The 14,465-nt window shown below is 39.4% G+C and carries 18 protein-coding genes; 8 read left to right on the top strand and 10 right to left on the bottom strand.

Annotated elements, in window-relative coordinates; genetic code table 11:
* Positions 1–47: 47 nt before the first annotated feature.
* Positions 48–1,031 carry a glycosyltransferase family 2 protein gene (locus C6348_RS15825; RefSeq protein ID WP_034665005.1) on the bottom strand — a complete coding sequence of 328 codons (984 nt, stop codon included), beginning with the start codon at positions 1,029–1,031 and terminating at the stop codon, positions 48–50.
* A gap of 290 nt (positions 1,032–1,321) precedes the next feature.
* Positions 1,322–1,594: a YfhJ family protein gene (locus C6348_RS15830; protein ID WP_034665009.1), complete on the bottom strand. Its 273-nt coding sequence runs from the start codon at positions 1,592–1,594 to the stop codon at positions 1,322–1,324.
* Positions 1,595–1,710: 116 nt separating this feature from the next.
* On the opposite strand from C6348_RS15830, the gene C6348_RS15835 reads away from it, so the two are divergent.
* Both C6348_RS15835 and C6348_RS15840 read left to right on the top strand, forming a co-directional pair.
* Complete coding sequence (locus C6348_RS15835) at positions 1,711–1,860, top strand: small, acid-soluble spore protein K (protein WP_003217849.1); 150 nt, start codon at positions 1,711–1,713, stop codon at positions 1,858–1,860.
* A 25-nt stretch (positions 1,861–1,885) separates the two neighbouring features.
* Complete coding sequence (locus tag C6348_RS15840; RefSeq protein ID WP_003217811.1) at positions 1,886–2,059, top strand: YpzG family protein; 174 nt, start codon at positions 1,886–1,888, stop codon at positions 2,057–2,059.
* 207 nt (positions 2,060–2,266) lie between these two features.
* Here the strand turns inward: C6348_RS15840 and C6348_RS15845 are convergent, their stop codons facing one another.
* Complete coding sequence (locus C6348_RS15845; protein ID WP_106043703.1) at positions 2,267–2,581, bottom strand: YfhH family protein; 315 nt, start codon at positions 2,579–2,581, stop codon at positions 2,267–2,269.
* A gap of 3 nt (positions 2,582–2,584) precedes the next feature.
* Positions 2,585–3,376: a recombination regulator RecX gene (recX, locus tag C6348_RS15850; protein WP_106043704.1), complete on the bottom strand. Its 792-nt coding sequence runs from the start codon at positions 3,374–3,376 to the stop codon at positions 2,585–2,587.
* Between the two features lie 94 nt (positions 3,377–3,470).
* On the opposite strand from recX, the gene C6348_RS15855 reads away from it, so the two are divergent.
* From C6348_RS15855 to C6348_RS15865, 3 genes are all read left to right on the top strand, one after another.
* Positions 3,471–4,367 (top strand): TIGR01777 family oxidoreductase, encoded by an 897-nt coding sequence (locus tag C6348_RS15855; RefSeq protein WP_106043705.1) that lies wholly within the window; start codon positions 3,471–3,473, stop codon positions 4,365–4,367.
* 52 nt (positions 4,368–4,419) lie between these two features.
* Complete coding sequence (locus tag C6348_RS15860; RefSeq protein WP_017358836.1) at positions 4,420–4,530, top strand: YfhE family protein; 111 nt, start codon at positions 4,420–4,422, stop codon at positions 4,528–4,530.
* Between the two features lie 61 nt (positions 4,531–4,591).
* Positions 4,592–4,747: a YfhD family protein gene (locus C6348_RS15865; RefSeq protein ID WP_034665021.1), complete on the top strand. Its 156-nt coding sequence runs from the start codon at positions 4,592–4,594 to the stop codon at positions 4,745–4,747.
* A gap of 39 nt (positions 4,748–4,786) precedes the next feature.
* Here C6348_RS15865 and C6348_RS15870 read toward each other — a convergent pair whose 3' ends face one another.
* Positions 4,787–5,374, bottom strand: coding sequence for a nitroreductase family protein (locus C6348_RS15870; protein ID WP_060595825.1), 588 nt, complete (start codon positions 5,372–5,374; stop codon positions 4,787–4,789).
* Positions 5,375–5,647: 273 nt separating this feature from the next.
* Here C6348_RS15870 and C6348_RS15875 point away from each other — a divergent pair, with 273 nt between their 5' ends.
* A complete protein-coding gene (locus C6348_RS15875) occupies positions 5,648–6,904 on the top strand; it encodes a transcriptional regulator (protein WP_066031145.1) in 1,257 nt (418 codons plus the stop codon).
* A gap of 36 nt (positions 6,905–6,940) precedes the next feature.
* On the opposite strand, the gene C6348_RS15880 is transcribed toward C6348_RS15875, so the two are convergent.
* The 3 genes from C6348_RS15880 to mprF all read right to left on the bottom strand — a co-directional run bounded on the left by C6348_RS15880 (position 6,941) and on the right by mprF (position 10,955).
* Positions 6,941–7,408 (bottom strand): thiol-disulfide oxidoreductase DCC family protein, encoded by a 468-nt coding sequence (locus tag C6348_RS15880; RefSeq protein ID WP_066031146.1) that lies wholly within the window; start codon positions 7,406–7,408, stop codon positions 6,941–6,943.
* Between the two features lie 336 nt (positions 7,409–7,744).
* Positions 7,745–8,293 carry a thioredoxin family protein gene (locus tag C6348_RS15885; protein ID WP_106043706.1) on the bottom strand — a complete coding sequence of 183 codons (549 nt, stop codon included), beginning with the start codon at positions 8,291–8,293 and terminating at the stop codon, positions 7,745–7,747.
* 91 nt (positions 8,294–8,384) lie between these two features.
* Positions 8,385–10,955, bottom strand: coding sequence for a bifunctional lysylphosphatidylglycerol flippase/synthetase MprF (gene mprF / locus C6348_RS15890; RefSeq protein ID WP_034665032.1), 2,571 nt, complete (start codon positions 10,953–10,955; stop codon positions 8,385–8,387).
* 168 nt (positions 10,956–11,123) lie between these two features.
* Here mprF and C6348_RS15895 point away from each other — a divergent pair, with 168 nt between their 5' ends.
* Together C6348_RS15895 and C6348_RS15900 are read left to right on the top strand one after the other, a co-directional pair.
* Positions 11,124–11,603 carry a MarR family transcriptional regulator gene (locus tag C6348_RS15895; RefSeq protein WP_003217817.1) on the top strand — a complete coding sequence of 160 codons (480 nt, stop codon included), beginning with the start codon at positions 11,124–11,126 and terminating at the stop codon, positions 11,601–11,603.
* Positions 11,604–11,916: 313 nt separating this feature from the next.
* A complete protein-coding gene (locus C6348_RS15900) occupies positions 11,917–12,219 on the top strand; it encodes a hypothetical protein (RefSeq protein WP_095286102.1) in 303 nt (100 codons plus the stop codon).
* A gap of 390 nt (positions 12,220–12,609) precedes the next feature.
* Here C6348_RS15900 and C6348_RS15905 read toward each other — a convergent pair whose 3' ends face one another.
* A complete protein-coding gene (locus C6348_RS15905; RefSeq protein ID WP_075611049.1) occupies positions 12,610–12,888 on the bottom strand; it encodes a DUF1648 domain-containing protein in 279 nt (92 codons plus the stop codon).
* Between the two features lie 453 nt (positions 12,889–13,341).
* Positions 13,342–14,352 (bottom strand): ketoacyl-ACP synthase III, encoded by a 1,011-nt coding sequence (locus C6348_RS15910; protein WP_075611048.1) that lies wholly within the window; start codon positions 14,350–14,352, stop codon positions 13,342–13,344.
* Positions 14,353–14,465: the final 113 nt, after the last annotated feature.

Genomic DNA, 14,465 nt, shown 5'->3' on the forward strand with positions numbered 1-14,465 from the left:
AAACAACCCAGCAAGCGATTCGTGCTTGCCGGTTATTTGACTCCACGTTATTTAAATAACTGTGTTAACACTCGGTCTTGTTCCTTTGAGCTTGTCTCTTGCTGCATAACATTTGATTCTTGGATCAAATAATGCGGCCTCTTTTTCGTTTCATAATAAATACGGCCAATATATTCTCCAATCACACCTAGACTCAAAAGCTGGACACCTCCGAGGAAAAGCACAGCCGATATTAAAGTGAAATAACCCGGTACCATCACGCCCGTTCTGACAATTTGAATAAAGGTGGCCACGATGTAAATCAAAGAGAGGAATAAGATCAGTATGCCAGTATAAAAACAAATACGCAGCGGGCGGTTGTTAAAAGAAATGACGCCATCTATGCCATAGTTAAATAACTTCTTCAGTGACCATTTTGTATCACCATGCTGTCTTTCTACATTTTCATAATAGATGACCTTTTCTTCAAACCCAATCCAGCAAAAAAGCCCTTTTGAAAAACGATTTCCCTCTTTCAGCTGAAGCAATGCATCGATTGCTTGGCGTGAAATTAAACGGAAATCCCCGACGCCATCACGCAAGTCCACTTCTACTACCTTGTTCATCACTTTATAGTACATGGATGCTAAGTAAGAGCGGAGCTTGCTGTCTCCTTTACGGTTCCGTTTGGCAATGACTTGATGATAGCCTTCTTCATACCCTCTGACAAAATCCTGAATCAAATACGTTGGGTGCTGCAGGTCGGCGTCCATGATGATCGCAGCTACTCCCTTCGCATATTCAAGTCCTGCCAGAATAGCGGCTTCCTTCCCAAAGTTACGCGAGAAGGAAATGTATTTGACCTTTGCACTTTTGCGAGAGAGCTCTCTCATGTATTGAAGTGTGTTGTCCTTGCTTCCATCATTCACAAAGATGATTTCAAAGTTATAATGAAAATCGCGAAACTCTTCCTCGAGTGCCTCAAAGATTCGTCTGATGTTTTCACCTTCATTGTAAGAAGGAATTATAACAGAGAGCAATTCTCGTTCCATATCGCACCTTCTCTTCACTTTTTTCACATAGTCTGTTATGTTCATTATTCCTTTTTTGTCAGAAAACGAAACCCTTTTTTATTATCCATAAATTACATGTCTCTTTAATCGTTCCATTATATCAAAGTTTTATTTCCAGTGATTTTCAGTAAGATGAATTTAATGTAATTTTAAGTTTAACCATTGTAAAAAGCCTGTAATTTCGATCACAGACTGGGTATTGTATCATAAAATTGTTTGCTTATTTATATATTTTCCTATTTATTGAAAAAGATGAGCGGGCACTTCTTTTAATGAAGCAGCCCTTTGTTCTGCCCTTGCAGATGCTCGTTTGCCTTTGATTGTTTATTTTGAAATAAATGCAGCTGTGCACCGTAGCTCTCAATCCATTCTTGGACAATCCGTTCTGTTGTTTCCTGTCCTTTATACTTGCGGCCAGCCTTTGCATAGGTCGTTTCAAAATCACTCCAAAGCAGCTCTACCCATGTACGTGCTTCTTCATATGTCAGCATATTGTTTTTTTCCATGAGTTGTTCTGTTAGTCGCTCAAAGTATTGTTCCATGTCGGTTCCTCCTTCATCTAGCAGAAAGTGCCTTTTTAAAAAAACCTCTTTTTTCATATACTACCCTTACGTCTTCAAAAGACGCAAATGATTTGTATTGTTTGGAGGGAATCGATATGCGTAATAAAGCAAAAGGCTTTCCAAATCAAGTGAATCACAAATTTGAAGGCGAACCAGGCGCCACAGATGCTTATGCGTCTAAAAGGCCGAATGGTGAGACGAATACACGTCCACAGGAACGTATGAGGGCATCAGGGAAACGCTAATTTTTCCAAAGGGAGTGCTTGAGATATGAGTTCAAATGGGAAATCGTATATGGAAGACTTTGTTCAATTAAGGACAACCGCTTACCCTCAACCATGGGCGAATGCAAAGCATTCTGCCTCTCAGGTCAACGGAGAAACGCAGCAAACGCAGCACGACATCGTACTTCAGAACAACGTCCGTAAACAGCGTTCGAAGTAAAGAAAAGGACTGATCTTAGGATCAGTCCTTTAGATTGTTGACAAAGGGCTAAAATGATTTTTATTTTAACCCTTTGTCTTCTTTTCAGCGTGATAGAAAACCTTTGCAGCCCTAGGAAGGGCGAGCACCGGAGCGGAGCGAATTTGACATTCGTGAGCACCGGCGTACAGACCTGACACCGAATGCGAGGGTTTGCCTACAGCTGGATCAGTCCTTTATCGTAAGCATTGAAATCGGCAGGGCATCTTCCTTATTTGGAGCCGATACTCTGTATCCCCACGCAAATACGCCATTTAAATATTCCACGTAAAATTGCTCGTCTGTATCTTTGATTTGATAAGTCGTTTTGGTTTGAATGAGGGCGGGATCTAATAAGTAGGCTTTGGCCATATCGATTTTCCGTTCTAAGACGGCATATTCATTGACAATGCCAAGCTGCTCAGCCTTTCGTGCTTTTTCAGAAAGAGAGGCAATTTCCTGCTTCAATTCGTATTCCGTCATCTCACTATAACGTTTTTCCATCTGTCATTCCCCTTTGTCTAAAACGTGATCAATTGTATCGAGATCAAAGCCTTTTCTGAATAAAAACTGCTTCACTTTCATCTTCTTTTCAAATGATCCGTCATATCCTACCTTGCGTTTTGCCTTCTCCAGCATATAGAGGAGGGCTTCTTCTTCCTTTTCCTCTTCTTGTCCATCATAGGCTTCTTGAAGGGCTTTATCAATGATCGCAAACGAAAATCCCTTTCGCTGAAGCTGAAGCTTGATGCGCTGCTCGATCTCTTTTGCAGAACGATTCTTTTCTTTTCTCACAAGCTTGAGAACCTGATTGACGGCTTCCTCCAGCTGTAAGTCATCAGGATATTGCGATAGCGCTTGTTCAATGGTGTCATCGTCTATCCCTTTAAGCTTTAACTCTTTTTTCAGGACGGACGGCCCTTTGCTGTTCGTTTTACGGTGGGTGCTTACATAGGCTTCCGCAAATTCAAGATCATTTACATACTTGTAATGCTTTAATTTGTGTATAATTTCACTAATAGCAGGCGCTGGAATTTCTTTTTTCGTCAAATAATCGGTCACTTCTTTCACCGATCTCATTCGGTAGGATAAATAATCGACGGCCTGCTGAAATCCTTTTTTCACAGCATCACCGAATTGAATTTCAATGATTTCTGCTTCGTCCAGCTCTTTCCCTTTTTTTAAGTCGTGCTGGACGAGCACATCTAGATCAACGCTAAAGGCGTACTTTTCATCAAGAAAGATGTTCACCCGCTCTGTATTGTTTTTCTGAGCGGAGATTTTTGTAATATAGGGCATCCTGTGATCACTCCTTTTTTAATACAGTCAGGATGTTTCTTCTGATTCAAAATCGTGAAAGGTATAGGTATGTATATGAGAGGAGAGATGTCAATTGAATATCGCCATCACCGGAGGAACCGGTTTTATCGGCCAGCACGTCACAAAAGTGCTCGCTGCTGAAGGACATCATCTATATATTTTAACAAGAAATCCAAAGGAATCCGAACAAAATCATTTACACTATGTGCAGTGGCTGACAGAAGGTGCTGCGCCTGAGCATGAACTGCCTGCCATTGATGTCTGGATTAACCTTGCTGGAAAATCCATTTTCACCCGCTGGACAGACAAGGCAAAAGAAGGCATCCTCTCTAGCCGTATTCATTCCACACAAGAAGTGAGACGCATTATAGAAGCGCAGGAATCGAAACCATCTGTGCTCATTCAAGCTAGTGCTGTCGGAATTTATGGCACGTCTCAAACAGGAGATTTTACGGAGGAATCACCTCCTGCGGATACTGATTTCTTAAGCCATACCTCAAAGCGTTGGGAAGCTGAGGGGCAAAAGATTGAAGCACTTGGCATTCGTACCGTCTACACACGCTTTGGTGTCGTGTTAGGAGAAAATGGTACAATGCCACTGATGACTCTGCCATATAAGCTGTTTGCCGGCGGGACGATCGGCTCTGGTTCGCAATGGGTTTCATGGGTTCATGTCGAAGATGTGGCACACCTTATTGCTTATGCGATACACCATGACGACATCTCAGGTCCACTCAATGTCACATCACCGAATCCTGTGCAAATGAAGCAGCTCGGACAAACGATTGCGTCTGCCCTTCACCGCCCCCACTGGCTGAAGGTCCCATCCTTTGTCATTCAAACGGCACTTGGCGAAATGTCATTACTTGTTTTAGAAGGCCAGCGTGCGCTGCCGAAAAAGGCATTGCTTTCTTCTTATGACTTTTTGCATCCTGAATTAAAAGAAACCATTTTGCATTCAGAGGAATAAATTTTGTCAAAAACACCCATCCTATTAGAAATGAGATGAGGGGGCAATTTTGATGAAGAAAAAAGAACACCAGCCAACTTCAAAGCTGAAGAAAACCCAGGAAGTCCTGTATCAGCAGGAATTCAAAAAAGCGGAAAGAGCAGCAGAAAAAAGAAACAAATAAGATGGATATTCCACTCCAACAAGCACATAACTAAAGTGATCTTGTAAAGGAGGGAAAGGCTTTGAAAAAAGACCAACACCAAAAATCCAATCATGAGCTTGCAGCACAAGAGACGGATGGCGAATATGTTGAATTTTCCAAAGAACTTGCAGATCCGAATGACGTAAAAGCAATGGCACGTATGAAAGCAGCCGACCAGCGCGCCAAAAAACAATAAGTAAAAAAGCAGACCCTTTAGTAGCGGTCTGCTTTTCTTTTATTGAATTTCAGTTAAAAGACTTGATGCTTTCTGACGTGATTTTACCTCAGGCACCTCTTCTGGATAACCAATGTGAAGGATCGCAGCAAAACGCTCGTTTTCCTTTAAGCCCATGTCTTGTTGAAAGCCTTTGTCATATAAAATGCGGCCGCTCTTCCAGACCATACCGATCCCTTGATCCCAAGCAAGCAGCTGGAAGTTTTGAATGAGCGCGCTCACAGCGGCAAAATCATCATTTCTCACCACTGGATTCTCGTCTTCCTTTAACACTACTAGTAAAAGCGCTGGGACCTTAGAAAAGTAATCTCTATATTGATTGATCTTTTCTTCCTTTGCATCTGGGTTGTTGCGCTGAAAGAACGCAATGAAGCGATCAACAAAAGTTGCTTTGGCCTCATCCGTCACCGCATATAGAAAGCGCCATGGCTCCGTGATTTTATGGTTCGGTGCATAGACCGCATCCTCTAATAGCGGCTGAAGCTGCTCAATGGTCACCGGCGTCTCTTTGAATTTTCGAATGGATCGTCTATATCTGACAGCGTCTCGAATCGTTAACGCTTCTGTTTGTTGTTTGATTTCTGGCATATCTGTCATCCTTTCAATCAATCTTAATTGAAATTGATTCTCATTCACATTATAAACATCATTTAGGGCAATTTGCAAATGGTGTTTCCCTTCCTGTCTGCTAAAAAGTTGTTTGACTTTTTCAAGTAATGTTACAATCATATTACGTTTTAAACAAATTTTGATAAAAAAACCAGGATGATGAAATGGTTTCAGGTATTCCCATTTTGTCTGATTCGGTTATTTTGTCAAAAGGCTTTCAACCCATGATTGGAAGGGAGGCTTCTGGATGGAATGAAAATCAATATCGGGCAAATCATCAAGCTCTACCGTTATAAACAAAATATGACCCAATCTGAATTGGCAGAAGGAATTTGTTCTGTCTCTCATTTAAGTAAAATCGAAAATGGCTCAAAGGAGGCCAATCAAGATACCATCAATTTACTGCTTGAACGGCTGGGCATCAGTCAAGAAACGCTGTCACAAAAGGCGCGTCACCTGCTGTCACTCTTGGACGAGTTTCAAATGAATATGTATTTCTATGCACTCGATCAGGCAGAACAAAATGCAGAAATGATCATTCAGCACGAGGAACAGTTCTTTTCGCTGGATTTAGGCATTCAGTATCATCTGTCCTTATTTCAATTTTATTTATTAACGGACAAACAGCCGCTTGCCTTAAAAACACACCGCGTGCTTAAAAAGTTTGAAAAAACCTTTATTGAAACAGAAAAAGAAATTTTCGAATATTTAGATGGCATTCATCTAATAAAAAATGGTCAGCTTGAAGAAGGCTTAAAAAAACTTGAGAGCTGCTTTTCTTACGCGTCTGTTGAACAAAGTGACCTATATTATCACTATGCAAAAGCACTCGGAAATATGGGACATCTTGGTGATGCGCTTGAAGCGACACATCAAGCGATGGATTTATATAGACAAAAGAACAATTTCAAGCGGATTATTCACTGTACACTCATTCATGGCGTGATCTCACTGGAACTAAAAGCCTTTCAAACGGCGAAGAAATATTTAAAAGAAGTGATTATGCACACGTCCCTTTATCCTGATGCCTATATTAAAATGACGGCTTATTTTTATTACGGGGTGCTCTTAAAACGTGAAGGCGATTTCTCTTCAGCTGTGCCTTATTTACTAGATTCACTCAATTACTTTAATCAAGAACAGATAGAAGACCGTTACTGTGAAACATTGTATGAAATTGCGACATTATATGCTGAATACGACCGCAAAAAGGCACTTCCCTACATACACGAGCTCTTAAAACAGCCTCGTATTCAGCCAAATTGTTTATATATGATCAAAATCTATAAATTGATGATTGAGGAAAACCCTCTTGATTTGAAAACCTATTTGATCGAAGCAGCCCTTCCTTACTTTAAACAAAATGAGCTGCACAGTGAGTACTTGTTTGCTCTTAGAACCTTGCTTTCCTATGCGGCTTCTGAGCTTGACGAACGTGCATATATGTCCTATACGAGAACGCTGCTTGATCACTTAGCATCATATGTTCCCTATTACAAAAAAGCATGACCTTCTGCCGATCGAAGGTCATGCTTTTCCAATTCATTAAATGGTCTTCTGTTGATCTGTACCAGGACGAGTGACTTGTTTGACAGAATGAATGTACCGTTTTCTCGCAAAATAATCATACGCATGCTGTCCAAAGCCTAACCAAATGCTGAGCACGATGAATGGGACCGTTCCCCATAATGCAGGGATATTGCAGGCAATTCGCAGCCACGTATAGATCCCCGAATTTTTTTGGTTTTTGGCTAAGGAAATAGACACGATTCGTTTTTCTGCCTTCTCTTCACTTATTTTGTTCAGCTTGAGCAGTTGCGAATGCCTAAAGGATTCAAAATGAATACGGTTCTTCCAATCGAGAGCTTTCAACAAGTCAATCGCTTTTGCACATGAAGGACTTTGCCCGTCATAAAACACAAGCAGCCTAAGTGATTTGATGGAACGCTGTTCTCTTTTTTTCGATTCAGCGAGCTTCTTTTTTTCTTGATCGAGATAAATGATTTTTTTCATAGATTGATCGCCAGCCCTTTTCCGTCATTTGTTTTTTAGTTCGTTCAAAGGAGATTACAACTAGATTACTATAGTTGCTGGGCCTCTTGTATTGGGAAAAAGCAAACCAACGTGCGTTATATGAGCCTTTAGATAAGGGCAAAATTGAGGTTTTCATGGCACATATGAGGTTTTTCAACTAAAAATGGTTGGGAAAATCGTGATGCTTTGCGGTTTTCTGCGGTTTTTTGTAGAATTCTGCGGTTTTTCTACATCTTTATGCGGTGTTTTGTAGGTGAGACGCAAAAACAAGATAAAAAAAGACTACTTCCCGTTGCGGCGAAGTAGTCTTTTGGTTTATATTTTTTCCAAAACTTCTACTATTTCTTTCTCAATATCTTTCCATAAATAACGATCTGTCGTATAGTGATGTGCGGCTTCTTTCGCAAATACTTGAAAAGCTTCTTCAAAATCAGGTGCATCCTTGTCTGGTTTTTTCTCATCAACAAAGCGCTGTGCTTCTGTTGAGCGTGGCCCCCATTTTCCTACTTCATTCCCGTCCTGATCAATGATCACGATAATCGGAATCGATCTTGCGGTCCCGTTCGTTAAATACTGATCCATCAGGTCTAGATGCTCGTCCCGAATGAAATAGCGCGCATCAATGAGTGCTTCACTCGCGATACGCATGAAAATTGGTACATTGACCATCGCATCCCCGCACCAATCCGCTGTGATAACAAGCGCTCTGAGCTTTTTCTTTTGCAGCTTTTGAAGCAGCTCTTTTTCTTTTTGATGAATTGCGTACTGATTGTACACCGTGAGCAGATTTTCTCGGTTTTTCTCCATGGTGTGTACATATGTACGTTCAGTTAATCCCTTTGTAAACCATTCATTTAATGTCATATTTACATCCCCCTTACCCTTCAACTTTACCACTTTTGCTATTCTTTTGTCTAAAAAAACCTTCACCTAGTGAAAGGTAAAGGTTTTGGATCTATGGACGCCGGTTGCGATTTGGGTCCATCCCAATCAGCTTGGTGACAAGCACCATTGTGACAGGTAATGATGTATTCTTTTTATACGCTAAATATTTTCCGCGCCACTCGGGTTTATATTTCTGTTTAAACGACCTTAATCCGCTGAAGCTGTACATAAATCTGACGTTGTTGAAAATGACACTCGCCAAACGCTCCGTGAGGAAGGACTGATGAAACGTCCCTACATTTGATAAAGGCGCCATTCCCATGTTAAAGGATTTGTAGCCTTTTTCTTTCGCCCATTGAAAAAGGTGGATAAACAGCGCATCCATCATCCCGTTCGGTGCATCATGCATATGACGCATTAAGTCGATGGAAATCTCGCCTTCTTGATACATCGGCATTAGTGACACAAAAGAAATGATCTCCCCTTGTTCATCCTTCAGAATCGCAACCGGTGCTTTTTGAAGATAATCTTCTTGAAAATAGCCGAGCGAAAATCCTTTTTCTTTTTTCTTTCCGAGCCAGCTGTCAGAAATCTGTTTTAAGGTTGAAATGAACTCATCTGAAAAAGGCGGTTCCAGCATTTCAAACGTATAGCCTTCTCGTTCAAACTTATTGGCCACAGCCCGTAAATTTGATTTTTTCTTACCGGAGAGAGAGAACGTTTCTAAATCGACCATGGCTTCTTCTCCAAGCTTAAAGAAATGAAAGCCTAAGTCATGATAAAGCGCCATCCCTTCCCGTTCTACTTGATAAAAAGCGACACGATAGCCTGCTTTTTCGGTCTGCTGTAAAAACTCCTCAAGCACAAGTGGATAGGACGCTTTACGTCCAGAGGGATCTCCGAGCACAATGACGCAGCGGCCAATTCGTCCAAATTGAAGCATCGCCTCTCCATCACTTGAGAAAAATAATTTTTTATCGCCTAAAAAGCCAAGATGACTGAGGGCATTTCCGCCCTTTTCCTCTAAAAACGTTTTTAATTTTTCCTCATCTGCTATTTCTCCAATAGGAAATGCTTTTTTATTAAAAATCAATTTACTAATGAAAAAGAAAAGTGGTACACCGATGAGAGCAATCATGCTCGTCATCGTGATATGCCGTTCATTATGCACCAGGTAATCCTTACTCAAGAAATGCCCAATTTTTGTCCAAATAAAGTTGCCGATGACATTATAGTTAAACAGCACGAGTAAATATCCAGCGGCGGCCGCCACAAACTGATACAACGAATAAGGGGCCTGCTGCTTCACAAATTGATTTCGAAGAGAGAAAAATACAGCCATGATGACTGGCAGAATAAAGATGAGACTCAGGTTAAATCCTTTTAACAAAGTAAACACAAAGCCGCCTGCTAGGGCGATCATCGTCAGCACGTACGATCTTTTTGTTCGTTTATACACTTCAATGGACAATATCATCAGAATGATTCCGAACATTAAAGAAAGACCATTAAATCCTGATAACAGAAAGCGTGGAATGCTGGTAATCACGCCTAATCGATCGACAGGAAGCACAACAGACGCCATGATGAGCAAGCCGCTTCCGAAGGTTAAAATTGATAATGATCCGTACAATAAACGGATTAATAAAGCACGGTGCAACACAATTAAGACGTTCGTTGTTTCTATGGCAGGTGCCATTCTCGGATTGCCTTCAAGACGTCTAAGCGTCGTTCCCGTTAAATCGTAAGCAGCTAGACAAAGCCCAAGGATAAACGGGAAAATCGAGTACACGAAGCGGTACAAAACGAGCGCCGTCAGCACCATCTCTTTATCAAACCCAATGTACTGCATGCTGAGTAAAAAGATGAGATCAAACGAACCAAATCCGCCCGGAACCATACTGATTAAACCACCGATTGACGCAATCGCAAATACGCCTAATACAATCCGGACATCGACATTCATCCCCATAGAGACGACAGCCATGTACATGACAAGACCAGCTGCCAGCCATTCTAAAAACGATGCACCGATATAAGCGTAAATTGGATGCTTCAGTCCATTTTCACCGCTCTCAATCGAGCTTTTTCGAATTGATGCCATGATGATATATATCGGTACAATACAGGCAAAGATGATAACAAAGGCCCATAGCCACGGCTCTTGGCTGATAATACTTTCAACAGGAAGCACCCTCACCAAGATCAGATCACTGAAAATAGATAAGCCCAAAAGGACCGAGGAAGTCAAAAGGGCAATGCCTTTCAGCAGTTTTTTCGTATCGGTTATGTACTCCTTGTATAGAAGCGTTCTAAGCCCTGCTCCTGATAGACCGCCGAACCCAAGGACACTGTTAAAGGAGTTCGCAATCCAAGAAATGCGAATCGTTTTCCAGCCGCTGATGGGCATATTAAGGCTTCTTCGTAAAATAAAATCATATAAGGACATCGATAACACCGCGACAAGTCCAAGAAAGACAAGAATAAACAAGTCCATTCGATTCAAGCTGTCAATAATATAAAACGTCTTTTTAATGGAAAGGCCGCTCAGCTCCTGCTTGGCGACAAAAATTAAGACAAGGATGATCACGATCGGAAAAAGCATTTTTAAGATCGTCATACCCGTTTTTTTGTTCCACATGTTTTCCCCAACTTTCTAGGTTGCTTCATTTATTTAGACTGAACATTATTATACAACAAATACCACTTGATTCATGCAGTTTAACATTCAAAAGCTTGACGAACCTTTCAATTAGAAGTAAAAATCAGTAGTATAGAGAAAAGAGCCGCTTAAAGGAAGTGAACAAGCGTGGAATATAATATTCATGACACCACTGTATTAAAAGAAGAGATTCTATCTCCAGAGGAAAAAAAGACATGGGTGCTTTATATGAAAGTACTCACAGCTGCAGGTCTTGGAGATGTTTCAGAATGGATGAAGCTCGATATGAGTATGCCTCAAATGAAGGTGCTCATGCTGCTCAATAACCATGGCTCTCTCAAAGTATCCGAAATCGCTGAAAAAATGGGCGCGTCTTTGTCCAATATGACAGGTCTGCTTGACCGGCTAGAACAGTCTCACTTTGTTGAGCGAAAGCACTCTGAGCGTGACCGGAGAATCATTGTCGTAGAACTAACGGAGGAAGCGAAAAATATTTTCAGAAGCATTTATCAAAAAGGACACGAAAAAATCAAAAATTCCCTGCAACGGCTCAATGACGAGGAAAAAGAAAAAGTCAACGAAGGGCTGGCTATTTTAGAAAAAGCACTGCGCCCTGAACGCGGCTAAACATGAAAAGGAAAAAAGACGGTCACTTTAGGTCCGTCTTTTTTATTTCTTCTTCTACTTGTTTATCTGAGAGGATAAACGTTTTTTGAATAACTCCCCTGTCATCCCATAAAAGGTAGTTGGTGGAGGGCATGATTTAAGTTGTAAGGTCTGTAAAAGTACTGATGAGATACAGAAGAAGTATTCCAAACATTTAAGAGTAAGTTAGATCGTTATAAGAAGTCATATAAAAACGAATAAAAGAATTGAGTTTTCCAGGCAGAAGAAATGTTATTCATCTTGCTAATTCCCTATTTTTTAGTGAGGTGTATTTATGGCAGAAAGAGATCATTATAAAAATTTGTTGATAAAACTCTGTGAAGATCAGGGAATATCAACTCGTAAACCTAAATTTGAACAAGTTGAAAGTTTGATTCTTATTAATCTTAAGAATCAATTAAAAGAAGGAGTTGACTTGGAATGTTTTAAGGTTTTAAACCTGATCCATCAAACAGTCTCACCCTTTGGAATAAAATTTGACCAACAGCTTACTTTGTATCCTGGTGGAAATCGTTTGGACAGAGTGACAGTTTCTTTTGATAAAGATGATTACGAGCTGACCGGTGACACGAAATGATTTTTGAAGGTGGTGTGTGCAATAGTTTTGATTTTTACGGAAGTTCAAAAAATAAACTTCCGGGCAATACCAGGAATGGGGTCCCGCCAACCAAATGACATAAAACCCACGCTAAGGGGTACCGCCAGAATTTCGGAAAAAAACATGCTAAGAGTATGCAAGATTTTATACAACTTTTAAGATAATCCAGTAACAAACAAGGACCCTAAAACCGCGCCAGATAGGAATGTATAAAAAAATGCATAGATTTATAGAACAAAAAAAGGGGGGTCCATTGTGAGAGTAGGGTTCCTCCTCTATATTTGCTACCGTTAAATGAGACGTTATGTTAATTAGGTTTGTATAAAGTATTCATGTTTTCCTTAGAATAAGATCAAATAATAATTTAAATTAATATATAGCCATATAAATTATTACCATTTGAAGAATCGCAAATAAATATATTGCATAGAAAGCTTGAATTGAAATTTTATTCATATAATAGGCAATAATCATACATACTGGAGAAATAAAAAGTCCGATATATTTTTTTACAATTAAGTCAGACTCATTCCATCCATTAAAATGTATTGGAATTTCGTTATAACTAAACGGATAAGCTAAGATAGAAATTAAAAATGTTAATACAATAACTGCTAAAAGAACTTTATTGTTAAATAACCAATACATATCTCTCCTTACCCACCAAAAATTCATTATAATTAATTATAGAATGTTAATATATCATTTGTAAAATATGTATTTGAATTTATACCCTCAAAGTAATTAATGACAAAAATGCACTTCCAATAACGAATTTTATGTAAATAAGCTGTCCATATGGACGGCTTATTGTATGTTTTTGCTTAACGTGGTTTTTTTCCGAAATGCTGGCGGTACCCTATCACTATTAAGTAAGGTGTCATCTAAATCAAATAGCATTGCTTTATAATCTCTTAATTAACTTCACAGCCTTTCTTATATAAATAATCCCTAGTTCGCACCTTCAAACTTTCAGTTTACTAAAAAATGTAATCTTTAACTATCGCACCCAATAATTGAAGATAAGCAAACTGAGTTGTCAATTGGCAACCAATTCTTAAAATCAAATTCATTTCTTTGTTAATCATTATGTAAAATCTATTACAACGGGGTTGGAGCATTAATTAGTTGGTCAAAATTTATTTCTAAAAGTTGTCCTGCGTGAACCAAACCACTCCCAAAACCGTACATAAGAACTCGGTCTCCATTTTTGACTTTTCCTTCACGGATTCCAAGGTCAAGAGCTAAAGGAATTGTAGCAGCAGAGGTATTTCCATAATTGACTAAGCTATAAAGTGTCTTTTCCAATGAGTATTCTAATTTTTCACAAATTGGTTCTATCAATCTTAAGTTAGCACTATGGGGTATAAACCAATCAACTTGATCTAAACTCGTTTGTGTTTTTTCTAAAATCTTTCGTATGCTGTCTGGAATATTTCTTACAACCCATCGAAAAACTTCTCTACCATTTTGTACAAGACATTGAGTATCGATTAACTCAATATCATTGACCTTTTTTGATAGTCCAGAACGATATACATGTTGCGCTCCTCTTCCATCACTTCCTAGATGGAATCCAATGAAGTCGTTGGATTGTTCATCTCTTTCAACTAATACTGCACCAGCACCATCACCAAATAGAATGCATGTACTTCTATCGGCATAATCCGTAATTTTTGAGATTGTGTCTGCTCCAATAACTAATACCTTTTTGTGGAGTCCAGAAGAAATTAAACCGTTTGCTGTATGCAATGCATAAACAAATCCTGCACACGCTGCACTTAAATCTATAGCACCTGCTTGGTTTATATTTAATTGATCCTGTATTATGCTGGAAACAGATGGGAATGGGAAATCTGGTGTACTAGTTGCTACAATAATCATATCTACATCTTCAACTTTTTTATTATATCTGTGCATTAAATCTTTTACAGCAGACACACATAAATCACTGGTAAATTCATCAGAACGAGTTATTCTACGTTCATGAATTCCTGTTCTTTGGATAATCCAATCATTACTTGTTTCGACCATTTGCTCAAGCTCAAAATTTGTTAATTTCTTTTCAGGTACATAGGTACCAATAGCTGTAATTCTTGCTTTTGACATCATTTGTTTCTCCCCCTTTACTATAATTACACTTAGTTTTATAATCTAATATTAGTACCAGATACTAATATTGTCAAAAATTAAAAATGAAAATACTGATAATTGAAAATACTGAT

Origin of the sequence: Bacillus sp. YBWC18 (assembly GCF_002998775.1) — a bacterium.
GTDB lineage: Bacteria > Bacillota > Bacilli > Bacillales > Bacillaceae > Bacillus.